Here is a 15,412-nt window from a genome sequence, read left to right on the forward strand (position 1 = left end):
GTTGATCTTCAAAAGACTCGTTATTCTGCACTTTCTTCACCCAACTGGCTATCTGTGCATCACTTTTAATACCAAAAATCTGGCGATATGACCAACCTTCCTCCACTTTCAGACGAACCACTTCTCTCTTTAATTCTTCTGTATACGCTTGAAATGTTTGCCCCTTCTTTGCCATACAAAAAATCCCCTCCAGATTGACAGTTAAGAACATTTTATCATGTTCTCTTTTTTCTCTGTCTACCTGAAGGGGATAATACCAGGGCGCCCCCTTTTATTACTATCTCCGATGCTCTACAAGATCAATGACCCCTAATACAACATGTGCCAAACCGAAACCAAAAACCGTATTAGCTACCATTTTGTTTGAACCCCGGGTCTGCTTCATTGCATAACCCGCAGCTGTCACGGCTGTGCCCAAGGCTGTTGGAATTAATCCTTCACGAATGTCCATCGTTTAATCCCTCCACATCGAAGTTAGCGGTACTGTCACTAAGCACCTTTTTTAGTGTATCCTCAGCAAAGGCTTACCATTCTTTATAGATAAGGGTAAAAATGGTAAAAACGAACTAGTTGTAAATAGTTCCAATTAATTTACCTTTTTTAGGGAAATCGTAGTATGATGTATGACATTCATTCCTGCTTTTTAGGTTTAAACACCTGTGGAAAAAGGAATATAAACATTGAAAGAGATGGGCGGACCGTAGGATACAGTAGGTAGGAAGAGAGAAGGAGCGGAGGACTTTATGTTCATCATCTGGTGGGCTGTAGCCATTTTTTTATTTTTCATTGCCTTAGAATCCGGTGTTTCATTTTGGCTTAATTCAGAAAAAGAGGAAGAAATGTCCAAGTCCAAGGAATTGGTTCATATTATCCGGAATAAATTGCTGAGGAAGAGTGTTTCATGAAAAAAAGGGATGCAGATTCAAATCTGCATCCCTTTTTCATTTCAATTATTATTTTCGTTTTTCTTGACTTGCCACCAAATATGTCCATCTTCCGCCAGGAGTTCATCGGATGCAAGTGGACCTGTTGATCCCGCTTCATAGTTAGGGAAAGACTCGTCTTTAGTATTTTCCCATGCATTGGAAATGGTATCGACGAACTTCCATGAGAGGGCAACCTCGTCCCAGTGCGTAAAGTTTGTAGCATCCCCGCGCATGCTGTCAAACAATAGCTTTTCATATGCCTCGGGAGAATTGATGTGTTCGATCCCTTTGTTCGAGACGGTCAGCTTCATTGGCTTTGTATTGGATGTCGTCCCGGATTTTTTGACATTTAAGTACAATGTGATACCCTCGTCAGGCTGGATATTGATGACGAGAAGATTCGGGTTCAGCGTTTCTTCCGTTTTATAATACAGATTCATTGGAATATCTTTGAATTGAACAACGATATTCGTTGATTTGACATCCATTCTCTTACCGGTACGGATATAAAAAGGAACACCGGCCCAACGGAAGTTATCAATCATCAATTTACCCGCAACATAGGTCTCTGTGTTGGATTCGGGATTTACATTATGTTCATTTCGGTAGGCCGGAAGCATTTGACCGTCTATCGTTCCTTCACCATACTGGCCACGAACGAAGTATTGGTTGACTTCGTCGACCTTCATTGGTCGAAGTGAACGCAATGCCCGTACTTTTTCGCTTCGAATCTCTTCAGTCGTCAAAGCGATCGGGGGTTCCATTGCAAGCAAGGCCACCATTTGCAGCAGGTGGTTTTGGACCATATCCCTTAGGGCACCGCTGGTTTCATAATAACGCCCGCGTTCTTCAACGCCGAGTGTTTCGCTTGAAGTAACCTGGATATTGGATATATATCTGTTATTCCATAGCGGCTCGAAAAGGGCATTGGAAAAACGGATGACCTCGATATTTTGTACCATTTCTTTACCTAAATAATGATCGATGCGGTAAATTTCATCTTCAGCGAATGCAGTCCGAATCTGCTCATTCAATTGTTGTGCTGTTTCAAAACTGTGTCCAAATGGCTTCTCGATGACCAGGCGTTTATATCCATCCGTGTCACTCAGGCCTTGAGCTTTAATCTGTTCGGCAATCGTTCCGAAAAACTCAGGTGCCATCGCCAAATAGAAGATCCTGTTTCCTTCTAATTGATATTGTCCGTCTAATTGTTCGGCAATGTCTTTTAATTGCAAGTATGATTCCGAACTTGAGACGTCATGGGAGTGATAATGGAAATGGGAAATGAATTCATCGACCTTTTCTTCCGCATGTCCGAACGTAAGAATCGAGTCCTTGACACTTGTTTGGAACTCCTCGTTCGTCAATGGCCTCCTTGCCACACCGACGACCGCGAACTTATTGATTTTTTCTTTTTGAAATAGTCGATATATGGAAGGAAATAATTTCCTTTTCGCTAAATCTCCGGTAGCACCAAAAATCATGATCAATGCTGTGGGTTTATTGTTTTCTGTCATGTTAAAACCTCAACTTTCCGTTAAATCTGTCTATAAAGTTGGAATTCCCGTATGTGTACCAATTTCTAATTTTACGTTTAGCTTTCCCTCAAAGCAATCAATTTGCGCATTTTTTCTCAGATTTCATTAAAAGTTTAATTTGGTTTCGGTTTTAATGGGTCATAAATGAAAGAGCACCTTGGTTATGCTATAGTTAAGGCATAAAGTATTTGCAACGGAGGTAGTATGAGTGGATTTCGTTTTATTGGGTACAGGCGCTGGCGTTCCGGCCAAAGCGCGGAATGTGACATCAATCGCCCTTCAATTATTGGAAGAACGAGGGACTATTTGGTTATTCGATTGTGGGGAAGCAACACAGCATCAAATATTAAAAACGGCGGTCAAACCGCGAAAGGTTGAAAAGATCTTCATCACCCATTTACATGGTGACCACATCTTCGGACTCCCTGGTTTTTTAAGCAGCAGATCTTTTCAGGGCGGAGTGGATAAATTGACCGTATATGGTCCACAAGGCATAGATTCATTCATTAAGACGAGCTTACAGGTGAGTGGGACTCATTTAAAATATCCCTTGGAAATCATCGAAATAGAAGAAGGCACAGTGTTTGAGGACGAACAATTCACAGTGACGGCCAAGTCGCTTGATCATGGCATTTACAGCATCGGTTATCGGATTGTGGAAAAAGATCGTCCGGGTAGCCTGCTGGTCGACCGGCTGCGTTCCGAAGGTGTGAAGCCGGGGCCTCTTTTTAAAGCATTGAAAAATGGACAAACGGTCTGTCTCGATGATGGCCGTGTCATAAATGGGAAGGACTATATCAGTACTCCGAAAAAAGGCCGGATCATCACGATTCTTGGTGATACAAGAATGTGCAGCAATGCGCTCATTCTTGCTGAATCGGCGGATTACCTTGTTCATGAAGCTACATTTTCAGCGGAAGAAGCTGAAATGGCATCAGCCTATTATCATTCGACCACCGTTCAGGCTGCAGAAACGGCCTTGAAAGCGGGAGCTAAGCATCTAATCCTTACGCATATCAGCTCACGGTATACTCCAGAGGATGCTGAGAGGCTAAAAGAGGAAAGCAAAGCAATCTTTGCAAATACGATCATGGGTGAAGATCTGATGGCGATTAAAGTTCCTTTGTATTCAGAGGAATCGGACAGCTGAAATCAAAGCCAATGTTTGATATAATTAATCAATTGTTCATTGGATATTTAAAGGAGTGTAAATATGACTGACAAAAGTGACCTACATACTAAAGCAATGGATTTTCTCCTAAAAACAAGCCGGACTTTTTTCATTCCAATCAGTTATCTCCCAAAGGGATTGCAAGAGGGTATTGGAGCTGCATACCTTTGCATGCGCGCCATCGATGAGATCGAGGACCACCCAAGTCTTCCTGCAGATAGTAAGGTTTCTTTGTTACAGGCCCTTAGTGAGCTGCCGGATGCGGATTTCAAGGAAGAGAATCTTCAAAAGTTATTTGAACCATATAAGGATGAACTGCCCGAGGTGACCCTGTTTCTTTCGGACTGGGTTGAATTTTGTCCACCCGGTGCAAAAGATAAAGTCTTGGAGTCAACAAAGGAAATGGCCGAAGGCATGGCAAAATGGGTTATTAAGGACTGGCAAATCCATAATGAAGAGGAACTCGATGATTACACTTATTATGTTGCAGGTTTAGTCGGGGTCATGCTGTCTGATATGTGGAACTGGTACGATGGAACCGAAACGGACCGTGAACTTGCCATCGCATTTGGCCGTGGACTCCAAACGGTCAATATCCTGCGTAACCGCGAGGAAGATGCAGAACGTGGTGTGAACTTTTATCCGGATGGCTGGGGTTTCGACGAGATGCTTGCCCATACGGAGCGTAATCTTGCATTAGCCGATGCGTACATTGAAGAGATTGAAACGAAGGACATCATCCAATTCTGTAAAATACCTTTGGAATTGGCAAAAGCTACATTGAAAGCCCTAAAAGAAGGTAAAGAAAAAATTGATCGGGCTACCGTTACCGAAATTGTCAGCCAGGTTGTCGAACATTGATTTTTCAAAAAGCTGCTGTGAAAGTTACCATACCTTTCACAGCAGCTTTTTTCATGTTTTACATACAGAACTCAAAAAATTCTAAAAAGTTAAAAAATATATTGGAATAATTGGGACTAAACGATTATAATTTAGGAAATAAAAGCGAAAAAAGCTGGCGTCGTTAGAAAAACATTATTTTAAATAAGGAAAAAGCGGGGGGAAAATATGAAAAAGAAATTATATTCAACTGCAGCCATGACATTGGTCGCAGGTTTATTATTGGCTGGGTGTGGAAATGAAAAGGAAAAAGATGCGGCAAAGGATGAAAGCGGAAAGGATACCTTTAACATTGGGGTAACACAAATCGTTCAGCATGATTCCTTGGATCAAGCATATGAAGGCTTCCAGGCGGCATTGAAGGATAGTGACATCAATGCTAAATATGATCTTCAAATTGCTCAGGGTGACCAAAACAACAGCCAAACGATTGCCAATAACTTCGTTGGGGATAAAGTGGATCTGATATTTGCGAATTCGACTCCTAGTGCTCTAAGTGCTTTAAATGCGACCAAGGATATTCCGATTGTCTTTACATCGGTTACAGATCCTGTAGCGGGGGAGCTTGTCACTTCTTTGGAAAAACCAGGCGGAAATGTGACGGGTACGACGGATTCCCATCCTGAAGCCATTGCCAAGTCAATGAAATTTCTAGCGGAAGAGCTTGGCGCCAAAACGATTGGAACGGTTTATAACACAGGAGAGCAAAATTCAGTCGTCCAAATAAAAAATGTGAAGGCGGAAGCGAAAAAAGCTGGATTGAAAGTCGTGGAAGCGTCCGTCTCGACTTCAGCGGATGTTAAACAGGCAACGGAATCATTAATCGGAAAAGCGGATGCTTTCTATATCATTACTGATAATACAGTTGTCTCTGCACTGGAATCGGTCATTTCCGTGGCAAATGATCAAGATATCCCCTTATTTGTCGGCGAGCTTGATTCCGTGAATGCTGGCGGTTTTGCAGCATATGGCTTCAGCTACTATGATATTGGTTATGAAGCGGGGCAAAAAGCGGTTGAAATCCTGAAGGATGGTAAAAAACCTGGAGATATCCCGGTTCAATATCCACAAAAACTGAAATTGGTCATCAATGAAAAAGCAGCAAAAGATATGGGTGTTGAAATAAAAGAAGAATGGAAAGCAGATGCTGAGTTTGTAAAATAAACTCTGCTTTTGTTCGGGGAAGGAAGAAAAAAATGTTCTCAGCCTTATTCAACTCTTTTGAGTCGGGAATGATTTATGCAATCATGGCACTTGGTGTCTATTTAACATTCAGGATTCTCGATTTCCCGGATATGACTGTGGAAGGCAGTTTTGTGACAGGGGCCTCTGTTGCCGCGATTATGATCGTTAACGGTTACTCGCCGATCGTAGCCACGTTGTGTGCCATGGTGGCAGGGTTCATCGCTGGGACGATAACGGGGTTCCTTCATACAAAAGGGAAAATCAATCCTCTCTTGGCAGGTATCTTAATGATGATTGCGCTCTATTCGATCAATTTGCGAATCATGGGTGCATCCAACATTCCGTTGCTTTCCCAAACAACCATTATCACGAATATCCAGGATGCCTGGGCTGGCACTGGGCTGGACAATTTGTTGAATGGTCTTTTATCATTCGTGGGTCTCGGTGACAGCCTGCCAAAAACGTGGGCCATATTAATCGTTATGCTGGTTGTGGCTGTAGTCATCCAAGCGGGAATGTCAGCGTTTTTAAAAACGGAAATTGGTCTTGCCTTACGGGCGACTGGTGATAATGAAGCAATGGTCAAGAGTTTTTCCGCCCATACCGGCAACATGAAGATCTTAGGACTTGCAATCGGAAATGCACTTGTGGCTTTTTCGGGATCCCTGGTTGCCCAATATAACGGTTTTAGCGATATAGGCATGGGGATTGGAATCATTGTCATCGGATTGGCATCCGTCATAATCGGTGAAGCTCTATTCGGGGCAAAAACGATTGCACGTGCTACGCTGGCTGTCATTGGAGGGGCGATCATTTACCGGATCGTCGTAACCTTGGCACTTCGCGTTGAATTCCTTGAAACGGGAGATGTTAAATTAATTACGGCACTTATTGTGGTCGGGGCACTTGTCATTCCAAAAATTTCCGATAAACAAAAGGAAAAAACCCGGAAGAAAAGGCGGCTTAAAGAAATACAGATACGTCATGATGGCACTTTACCGAAAGGGAGGGAAGAATATGCTTCGGTTAAATCAGATTTATAAAGTGTTCAATGAGGGAACACCAGATGAAAAGCTAGCCCTTGGAAATCTGGAACTGCAGATGACAAAAGGTGAATTTGTAACAGTCATCGGTAGTAATGGAGCAGGTAAATCGACTTTGATGAATATGATTTCCGGTAAGATTCTCCCTGATGCCGGTGAAGTCATCATCGATGGTGAAAACGTATCGGCCATTGAAGAACATGCCCGTGCAAAAATGATTGGACGCGTTTTTCAGGATCCCATGCTGGGTACGGCACCGCATATGACGATTGAAGAAAATATGGCAATTGCTTATGGCAGAACCAATAGAAGAGGTTTAGGCTTTGGGGTGACAAAAAAACGGAAAGAACTTTTTAAAGAATGTTTGGGCACCCTTCATTTAGGCTTGGAAAACCGGATGACTGCAAAAGTGGGATTATTGTCAGGAGGGGAGCGTCAGGCACTATCATTGCTGATGGCGACCTTCACCGATCCTAAAATCCTGCTTCTTGATGAACATACTGCAGCGCTTGATCCTTCGCGGGCAGAACTTGTTACAAACCTGACAAAGGAAATCGTCGAAAAGAACCAATTAACGACGTTGATGGTGACTCATAATATGCAGCAGGCAATCGATCTTGGAAATTCCCTGATCATGATGGATAAGGGACAGATCATTTTTGAAGCCAGAGGCGCTGCAAAGCAGAAGTTAACCGTCGAAAAACTGCTTAACGAATTCCAACGCATCAAAGGCGAAAAAATGATCAATGACCGTGCAGTGTTGATTTAAAATGATGAAAAGGCCCGACCCAGGTGAGTTTAATCTTGGGTCAGGGCCTTTTTATTTTGGGGTAATTAATAAGATCAGGTCCTATTTTTGAAGAGATGCTTTGCCTAACAAAAATGGTTATTCGTGGGGTGCTCATGAAAGATCTTGATAATAGATGTCAATCGCTGTCGGCTGTGCTCCATGATGAACTATCGTTCTTTCTGTTTCCGAAAATCATTTTTATGAATGGCCTTTTCTTCGTCTTTTTAGTGGCAGCAGCCTCTTCAGCCGCGAGGAAATAATCAAAGTGCTGGCCCGTTGGTGTTTCTAACGCTTCGATACGGGCTTCAAGCTTTTTAACGAGTTTGTGCATTTCTTCCATTTCACTTCTGTGCTGTAAAAGCTGATAGGATACAACATCGTCCGCTTTTGTTTTCAGGCCATTTTCCAGCCTGATGACCCGTTCAAGCAGTTGATCATTTTCTTTATTCGGTTCGGAGTGTTTTTGGAGGGTTGCTTTTCTAATCTTTTTCTCTGAGATGCTGACCTTTTGGAGAATGATGCCCTCGTTCAGCTGATCTTGGATTTTTCTCAATAATGCAATGTCTTCATCCGAAAACTGGTAGTGGCCAAGCTGATTCCGTTCTACTTCCATGTTCAATTGGGTGACCCAGCGTTGAATCGTACTATGGGAAACATTCAGTAACCGGGCAACTGCACTTGTATTCATCGAGATTCCCCCTTTTGCTTGTTGAATTCGATAAGTATGGGGGAATTCCTTTACAGATGACAAAACATGTATTCATTCGGCAAAGAAAGTGGAATTCCTACGTAATTTGCATGAGGGGCAATCCAAGGTGGAATTCCCCGTTGAGCTGCTTTTTGCAAAGTGGTCTTTAAGAAGCATTTTCTATGGTGTGGGTGCTGGTCAATCAAGCTAAAAAGGGAAAAGTGATCCAGATGTCGAATTTACCCTTAAAACATGGAAAAGGAGGACTAACATGAACAGGATCAACATTATAACTTTAGGTGTCAGGGATATTACTCAATCATTAAGGTTTTACCGGGACGGGTTGGGATTCCGTACATTGATTAAAGAGGACGATCCCGCAATCGTTTTTTTTAATAATGCCGGTACGAAACTTGCTTTGTATCCTTTAGAGGAGCTAGCAAAAGACATTAATGAGATGGAACCGCCTAAGAAAAATGGTTTCCCGGGTCTTACACTCGCTTATAATGCTAAATCAATTGAAGAAGTGGATGAAATGATCAACAGGGCTGAAAATGCTGGGGGAACAATCGAGAAATCACCTCAGCATGTTTTTTGGGGAGGATACAGCGGATATTTTTCAGATCCCGATGGTTACTATTGGGAGGTTGCGTATTCGAAGGACTGGAGTTTCGATGAAAATGATATGCTGATTATAAAGTAACGCTCACTTCAGAAGATTTACCCCTTTATAAGGCGTATGGATCATAAAAAGGGCTGTTGCCTGCCACTGCTGCAGGAGTGGCAGGCAACAGCCGATCATCATCATGAGGCTTACTGCGAAACTACATATTTGGCCAGTTCTTTACTTATTTGATTGCCCATTCGCTTCGATTGCTCTGTCGCTTCTTGTACACAGGCAATGAATGCATCTTCCACTTGGTGTGCTTGTAGTGCTTTCAGACCTGCTTCAGTCGTTCCGCCTGGTGAAGTTACTTCCTTTCTTAGTACGGCAGGCGTTTTAGGTGATTTCTGTAACATGTCGGCTGCGCCCATCAATGTCTGGAGAATCAATTGCTTGGCTGTTTCGGAATCGAGCCCTATTTTTTCCGCTGATTTTTCCAATGCCTCGACCAAGTAATAAATATAAGCAGGACCGCTGCCTGATAAGCCTGTTACCGCATCTAGCTGGGATTCTTCGACCACTGCTACCGTACCCACCGTTTCAAAAAGGGTAATCGCCGTTTGTAATTGCGAGTCTTCCGTATGACAGTTAGCCGCAAGGGCCGTTGCTGATTTTCCTACAGCTGCCGATGTATTAGGCATGGCACGGACGATCGAAAACCGCTTGTTGGCGATTCCTTCCAAGCTTGTTGTATGAACCCCGGCAACAACGGAAATGAACAGCATTTCTTCACGAATGTATTCTTTTATTGATTGCATCGTTTCTAAAATATCTTTCGGTTTCACCGCCAGTACGACAAGGTCCGCATCCTGTACTAATAACTGCAGTGATCGTGTTGCAGTTACACCATATTGGTCCTTTAAATAAACGAACCGATCATCATTTGATTTATTTGTTACAAAAATATTTTCTGGTTCAATTACCTGTTGGGTCACCAGCCCCGAAATGATTGCTTCTGCCATCGATCCAGCTCCGATAAACGCGATTTTTTTCATATTTCCCGCTCCTTTTTCTTTTGAATTTTCGGCCATTTTATGAAGGCTGTTTTCACATACTTTGTTGCTATTTACCAGGTAGTGAGTTGTGGTTGATTTCCCTTCAAGATGCTCGCTTTCCGCTCCAATCAACCTTAAATAGTTTCGTTTAAAAATAACAATCTTTACGAAAAGAGCCTTTATGAAAAACAAAAAGACCCCTCATCCAATAAAGGACGAAAGGTCTAGCTTCCGTGGTACCACCTTTGTTCAACTTTTCCATAATAAATACAGAAAAGCTGCACTTGATTCCTCTAACGCGGGAATTACGTCAGGTTTTCCTGAAGGCTCATAAGGTAGGTTCAATAATGAGGGGGCGATGAAGCCTTTCAGCACATTCCGAGCTTCACTCTCTTTACGCCATCATAAATTTACTTGGCCTTAATCAATGCCACGCCGTCTTTAATTACTTGTGATTATGAAGGATATATCAGTACTCTGTCAATGATAATATATGCATGGACGATAAAAAGTAGACATGAATTATGTGAAAATAATGACAGTGATTTAAAATACATGTAAAATGTTAATTATACATGATAGCTATACTTAGAATCCTGGTTAGCGTATAGAAAGATTTATATAAATATAATTTTCTAAGGTGGAAAAGATTATGGCGAATTGGAATGGAGATATTGCGAAAATTGCTTTGCCCACGCCGTTTGCAGTGGGTGATGTGAATGTTTATGTCGTTAAAGGGGATGCTTTAACATTAATCGATACTGGTGTGAAAACCAAACGTTCAAAGGAAGCCTTGACTAACGGTCTTGGGGATTTAGGTCTGAAACTGACTGATATCGAACAAATCATTTTAACCCATCATCATCCCGATCATGCTGGTGCACTCGATTTCTTTGAAAAGGATATCCCGGTTTATGGACACAAAAATAATCAGCGCTGGCTGACTATCAGTGATGAATTCCTTGAAACCCATAATCGTTTTTTCCTTGATTATGCCAAAAAGTTCGGAGTGGCAGAAGAGCTGAAAAATAAACTGACCCATAACCGCGACGAAATCCGTTTCCTTAGTGAACGGAAGCTGCATGGATATTTAGCTGAGGGGGATGAGCTTCCTGGTCTTCCAGGCTGGAAAGTGATCGAGACTCCAGGGCATGCGCAAAGCCATTTATCTTTTTACCGGGAAAGTGACGGGGTCATGATCGCTGGCGATCACTTGCTTGCCAAGATTTCACCTAACCCATTAATGGAACCACCTTTACTCCCTGGAGGCATGAGGCCTCGTCCGTTACTGCAATATAATGCATCACTTCAAAAATTATTGGATTTCCCCATATCCACTGTTTACTCAGGACATGGATCTGAAGTGGCAGGAGATGCAGTTGCAGACTTGATTCAATATAGATTCGATCGGCAGCATAACCGTGCCATGCAGGTGAAAAGCATGCTTCAAGATAAGCCTTTATCTGTCTTTGAAGTGTGTCAGCAGTTGTTTCCGAAAGTATACCTTCAGGAAGTGGGCCTCACACTTTCGGAAACGGTCGGTCAGCTGGACTATTTAGAAGACTTGGGTGAAGTCCAAACAGAAATCCAATCAGGGGTCATTCTGTATTCAATCGCTTAATGTTCGAAGGAGGCCGCTTTTTTTGAATAAGTTACAAGGTAAAGTTATTGTTATTACCGGTGCTTCCGGAGGGATTGGCAAGGAAGTTGCCATTCAAAGTGCAAAACAGGGAGGCCGTCTCGTCCTCTTGGCCAGAAGCATGGATAAATTACTGCTGCTAAAGAATGAACTGATCACCCAATATGGGATTGATGCATATGCCTATAAGCTTGATGTTGCAGACACTGATCAGGTGACAAATGTTTTTAATGATATCCATGAGCAAATAGGTGAAGTGGATGTGTTGGTCAACAATGCTGGTTTCGGCACGTTTAAAGAAGCGCAGGATACGGAATTAAATGAAACGAAAGCAATGTTTGCTGTCAACGTCATTGGCTTAATGGCCTGCACAAAGCTGGTTCTGCCGTATATGAAGCAGAGAAAATCGGGGCATATCATCAATATCGCTTCACAGGCCGGTAAAATAGCCACTCCTAAATCAACATTGTACTCTTCTACCAAGTTCGCAGTTCTTGGCTATTCAAACGCACTTCGGCTCGAAGTGATGGAAGATCATGTTTTTGTGACCACAGTCAATCCTGGCCCTATAGAAACGAATTTCTTTAACATTGCGGATGAATCAGGTACATACTTAAAGAACGTTGAAAAATTCATGCTTAAGCCTGGAGATGTCGCTGCTAAAATCGTAGCGGCGATGCTGACCAACAAGAGGGAAATCAATCTCCCTGGCTGGATGAATTTAGCTGGGAAATGGTATAACATGTTTCCGAAGATCACCGAAACTTTAGGAAAAAAAGCATTTTTTAAAAAGTAGGCTAGTCTTTCGATTCCAGATGAAAATTGGTCCAATAATAGGTAAAGGGGAATGTCGATGACATTCCCCTTTTGAATTAAGCGAAGTTATCATATGAATGGGTAACTATTTCATGGGGAATCCGTCTATTTCTATTAGGAGGGATTTTCATGAAGATGATTGTAAACCTTTATATATATTTATTCGTCGCCTTTATACTGGGCAGCTGTCAATCCCCCGATTGGAACATGGATGAATCCATTGATAAAGGGGAAGAAGGTTTCATTACGGATCTTGACGATAAGAGGATTTTGATTAAAGGGACGTACTATAAGGTGACTAATGATACATATATTCAAGATCAACATGGTAATGACCTTGATTATTCCGAACTGGAAATTGGGATGAAAGTGAAACCATGGCACCGGGGCGGGGTGAAGAAATCATTTCCTGGGAAAGCGGAAGCTGAATTGATTCTGGTTTTGACGGATGAAAACAGCTTAGCCGAACAAAGGGCGGTCATTGCTGCCCTCGATCATGTCAGCAAAGCGGAAAGTGAGCGATTCATGGTTCTCGAAGTCGTCCATTTACCCTCAGAGCATGTTTATAATATCGAAATGATGAATCGTTCCAACTTGGATTCTTCATTCATGGTGACAGTTGAGGATGTAACGGATGAAATATTATATATAAAATAAAACAACCGGACTGAATCACTTTGAATTTTGTCCGGTTGTTTGTCCTGGATTTTATAAAGTTTTCGCACCTAAATATTTTGGTTTCCAATAAGAATTATCCATATCCGTAATGGTTATTCCTTTAGAAGACGTAGCACTAATGAATTGGCCGTTTCCGATATAGATTCCAACATGGGATACTCCTGTTCTTCCAGAAGAAGTATCAAAGAATACAAGATCACCCTTAGCTGGTGAAGATACTTTTAAACCTGTATTGGAATAGAGCAAGGATGTTGTACGCGGTAAGGTAATTCCTTGAGATTTCTGGAATACGTAATAGACGAAGCCTGAGCAGTCAAATCCAGTTGGTGTTGTTCCGCCCCATTTGTAGGGTTTGCCTATTAAGGTTTTTGCATAGCTGATCAAGCTAGTATTATTGACTTTATAAACACCAAGCGCATTAAATGTGCCTCGGCCGGCAATTCCGTCGGCAGTCAACCCTTTGGCTTTTTGGAATTTTTTTACTGCTGATACAGAATAGGTGCCGTAATATGTAGTCAGTGAACCTGAATATGTGAAATAACCTTTGGTTTTTAATAGTTGTTGTAGTTGTTTGACATCACTATGTGTCATTCCGGGTCTGAGGGTTTGGTCTCCAATATTGGCAAAGGCTTGCAGTGGGGTTAGCATCATGGCAGATGCAACAGCAGCTGAAGCGATCCATTTCTTCATAATTTTCATTTCCTCTCTATCTATCTCTCTATTATTTCTTAACAATATTATCCTACAATACCATTATGACAAATAGACATAATTTTGGTTACAGTTTCATTACAAAAAATGAGCATTAAGACTGGCTTCCAAGTAGACGAAAGTCTGTTGAAAAGGGTGGAGGGATTTTAAAAAATCGAGCATATGGACCTACTTAAAATTATTCAAGCTACCAATTAATCTTTTTCAAAAAAACAATTTGGATATTCGGTTTAAATTTGGTATTTTATCCATTTTTAGTATCTATTATATTTTTCAAGGAAATTACAATAAAAAGTAGAAATTTGTATGAAAACTTCCATTGAATAAGAACGTATATTCGGTTAAAGTTATGAATATAATAAAGCGAACGTATATTCTTGTTAGGGTGAAGAAATGATGGATTATGGGACGATGCCGAAACAATCAATTATGTGTATCGATATGAAAAGTTTTTATGCAAGCTGTTCAGCGGTCATGCTTGGTCTGGACCCGCTTGATTGTTATTTGGCGGTGGTTGGTGATTTGGAGAGGACAGGGAGCATTGTGCTCGCGGCTTCTCCAAAGATGAAGAAGGAATTTGGCATCAAGACAGGTTCGCGGATGTTTGAGATCCCGAATGACCCGAGGATTGTCGTCGTTGAACCTAAAATGGCGACTTATTTAAGGGTTTCGACGGAAATCACCCGCTTGTTCAACCGTTATGTGCCAAAAGAAGCGATTCACGTATATAGTGTGGACGAAAGTTTTGTGAAAGTCGATGGTGCTGCTTCTTTATGGGGAGATGCCCGCATGATAGCTGAAAAGATAAAAGATGAAATTGAACGGGAATTACAGCTCCCCTGTGCCATTGGAATTGGACCGAATATGCTCATGGCAAAACTTTGCCTTGATTTGGAAGCCAAACATAAAGGGATTGCGGAATGGAAGTATGAGGATGTGCCAAGCAAACTTTGGCCGATTTCCCCGCTTCGTGAAATGTGGGGGATCGGCAGGCGCGTAGAAAAAACCCTTCATGGAATGGGTATATTTACGGTTGGGCAGCTTGCCAATTATGATCTTGAATTACTTGAAGCGAAGTTTGGAATTATGGGCAATCAGCTTTACCACCATGCCTGGGGAATAGATTTATCCGATATGGGGGCAGCGATCATCGAAGGGCAGGTCAGCTTCGGCAAAAGTCAAATCCTGTTGCGGGATTATAAGGATGAGCATGAGGTAAAGCAGGTCATGCTGGAAATTTGCGAAGAAGTTGGAAGAAGGGCACGCACCCATCGTAAGGCAGGAAGAACGGTGAGCCTAGGCATTGGTTACAGCAAGGATGAGTTTGGCGGAGGTTTCCATCGTTCGCGTTCGATTAACGAACCGACCAACATCACGATGGAGTTATATAAAGTTTGCCTGGAGCTTTTCCATGAGAACTATAAGCAAAAAACGGTTCGAAGCATAGAGGTCAGACTCTCGAATATTGTGGATGATAATGAAATGCAGCTGACTCTATTTGATGCTTCGCGCTGGAAGAAGCGGGAATTGAGTTACACGGTTGATCGAATCCGCCACAAATATGGAGCCAAGTCGTTATTGCGTGCCGTTTCGTATACAGAAGCAGGTACAGCCGTATACCGAAGCAAGCTGCTTGGTGGGCATAAGGCGTAAGGCGTAAGGCTGACT

Annotated in this window: 17 protein-coding genes; 11 read left to right on the top strand and 6 right to left on the bottom strand. The window is 42.1% G+C overall.

Annotated elements, in window-relative coordinates:
• Positions 1-175, bottom strand: a 175-nt coding sequence (locus tag AC3WLU_RS11025; RefSeq protein WP_492597306.1) for a transposase, incomplete at its 3' end; no start/stop codon positions are given.
• Positions 176-277: 102 nt separating this feature from the next.
• On the bottom strand, positions 278-451 hold the full coding sequence (locus tag AC3WLU_RS11030) for a hypothetical protein (protein ID WP_034308217.1): 174 nt from the start codon (positions 449-451) through the stop codon (positions 278-280).
• Positions 452-743: 292 nt separating this feature from the next.
• Between AC3WLU_RS11030 and AC3WLU_RS11035 the strand changes: the two genes are divergently transcribed.
• Positions 744-905, top strand: coding sequence for a hypothetical protein (locus AC3WLU_RS11035; RefSeq protein ID WP_413004198.1), 162 nt, complete (start codon positions 744-746; stop codon positions 903-905).
• A gap of 41 nt (positions 906-946) precedes the next feature.
• On the opposite strand, the gene zwf is transcribed toward AC3WLU_RS11035, so the two are convergent.
• Positions 947-2,443: a glucose-6-phosphate dehydrogenase gene (gene zwf, locus AC3WLU_RS11040; RefSeq protein WP_063575706.1), complete on the bottom strand. Its 1,497-nt coding sequence runs from the start codon at positions 2,441-2,443 to the stop codon at positions 947-949.
• Positions 2,444-2,672: 229 nt separating this feature from the next.
• Between zwf and rnz the strand changes: the two genes are divergently transcribed.
• The 5 genes from rnz (at position 2,673) to AC3WLU_RS11065 (ending at position 7,532) form a co-directional block, all read left to right on the top strand.
• Entirely contained in the window at positions 2,673-3,614 is a 942-nt protein-coding gene (rnz, locus tag AC3WLU_RS11045; protein WP_063575707.1) for a ribonuclease Z, read from the top strand.
• 63 nt (positions 3,615-3,677) lie between these two features.
• Positions 3,678-4,496: a squalene/phytoene synthase family protein gene (locus tag AC3WLU_RS11050; protein WP_057278773.1), complete on the top strand. Its 819-nt coding sequence runs from the start codon at positions 3,678-3,680 to the stop codon at positions 4,494-4,496.
• 207 nt (positions 4,497-4,703) lie between these two features.
• Positions 4,704-5,699, top strand: coding sequence for an ABC transporter substrate-binding protein (locus AC3WLU_RS11055; protein ID WP_053535655.1), 996 nt, complete (start codon positions 4,704-4,706; stop codon positions 5,697-5,699).
• Between the two features lie 32 nt (positions 5,700-5,731).
• Positions 5,732-6,763, top strand: a complete 1,032-nt coding sequence (locus AC3WLU_RS11060) for an ABC transporter permease (protein ID WP_413004195.1) — start codon at positions 5,732-5,734, stop codon at positions 6,761-6,763.
• Entirely contained in the window at positions 6,738-7,532 is a 795-nt protein-coding gene (locus AC3WLU_RS11065; protein WP_048678506.1) for an ABC transporter ATP-binding protein, read from the top strand. The genes AC3WLU_RS11060 and AC3WLU_RS11065 overlap by 26 nt, the downstream gene beginning before the upstream one ends.
• Before the next feature lie 157 nt (positions 7,533-7,689).
• Here AC3WLU_RS11065 and AC3WLU_RS11070 read toward each other — a convergent pair whose 3' ends face one another.
• A complete protein-coding gene (locus tag AC3WLU_RS11070; protein WP_413004193.1) occupies positions 7,690-8,241 on the bottom strand; it encodes a MerR family transcriptional regulator in 552 nt (183 codons plus the stop codon).
• 271 nt (positions 8,242-8,512) lie between these two features.
• On the opposite strand from AC3WLU_RS11070, the gene AC3WLU_RS11075 reads away from it, so the two are divergent.
• Positions 8,513-8,944, top strand: a complete 432-nt coding sequence (locus AC3WLU_RS11075; protein WP_096337660.1) for a VOC family protein — start codon at positions 8,513-8,515, stop codon at positions 8,942-8,944.
• Between the two features lie 110 nt (positions 8,945-9,054).
• On the opposite strand, the gene proC is transcribed toward AC3WLU_RS11075, so the two are convergent.
• Positions 9,055-9,900 carry a pyrroline-5-carboxylate reductase gene (proC, locus tag AC3WLU_RS11080; RefSeq protein WP_095678598.1) on the bottom strand — a complete coding sequence of 282 codons (846 nt, stop codon included), beginning with the start codon at positions 9,898-9,900 and terminating at the stop codon, positions 9,055-9,057.
• Positions 9,901-10,552: 652 nt separating this feature from the next.
• Between proC and AC3WLU_RS11085 the strand changes: the two genes are divergently transcribed.
• The 3 genes from AC3WLU_RS11085 (at position 10,553) to AC3WLU_RS11095 (ending at position 13,012) form a co-directional block, all read left to right on the top strand.
• On the top strand, positions 10,553-11,521 hold the full coding sequence (locus AC3WLU_RS11085) for an MBL fold metallo-hydrolase (protein WP_096337659.1): 969 nt from the start codon (positions 10,553-10,555) through the stop codon (positions 11,519-11,521).
• A gap of 22 nt (positions 11,522-11,543) precedes the next feature.
• Positions 11,544-12,335, top strand: a complete 792-nt coding sequence (locus tag AC3WLU_RS11090) for an SDR family NAD(P)-dependent oxidoreductase (RefSeq protein ID WP_098186601.1) — start codon at positions 11,544-11,546, stop codon at positions 12,333-12,335.
• A gap of 149 nt (positions 12,336-12,484) precedes the next feature.
• On the top strand, positions 12,485-13,012 hold the full coding sequence (locus AC3WLU_RS11095; protein ID WP_492597259.1) for a hypothetical protein: 528 nt from the start codon (positions 12,485-12,487) through the stop codon (positions 13,010-13,012).
• A 51-nt stretch (positions 13,013-13,063) separates the two neighbouring features.
• On the opposite strand, the gene AC3WLU_RS11100 is transcribed toward AC3WLU_RS11095, so the two are convergent.
• Positions 13,064-13,723, bottom strand: a complete 660-nt coding sequence (locus AC3WLU_RS11100; protein ID WP_057278768.1) for a C40 family peptidase — start codon at positions 13,721-13,723, stop codon at positions 13,064-13,066.
• A gap of 414 nt (positions 13,724-14,137) precedes the next feature.
• Between AC3WLU_RS11100 and AC3WLU_RS11105 the strand changes: the two genes are divergently transcribed.
• Complete coding sequence (locus AC3WLU_RS11105; protein ID WP_057278767.1) at positions 14,138-15,397, top strand: Y-family DNA polymerase; 1,260 nt, start codon at positions 14,138-14,140, stop codon at positions 15,395-15,397.
• The last annotated feature ends 15 nt before the right edge of the window (positions 15,398-15,412 follow it).

The sequence above is a fragment of the Peribacillus sp. FW305-BF15 genome (genome assembly GCF_058783805.1).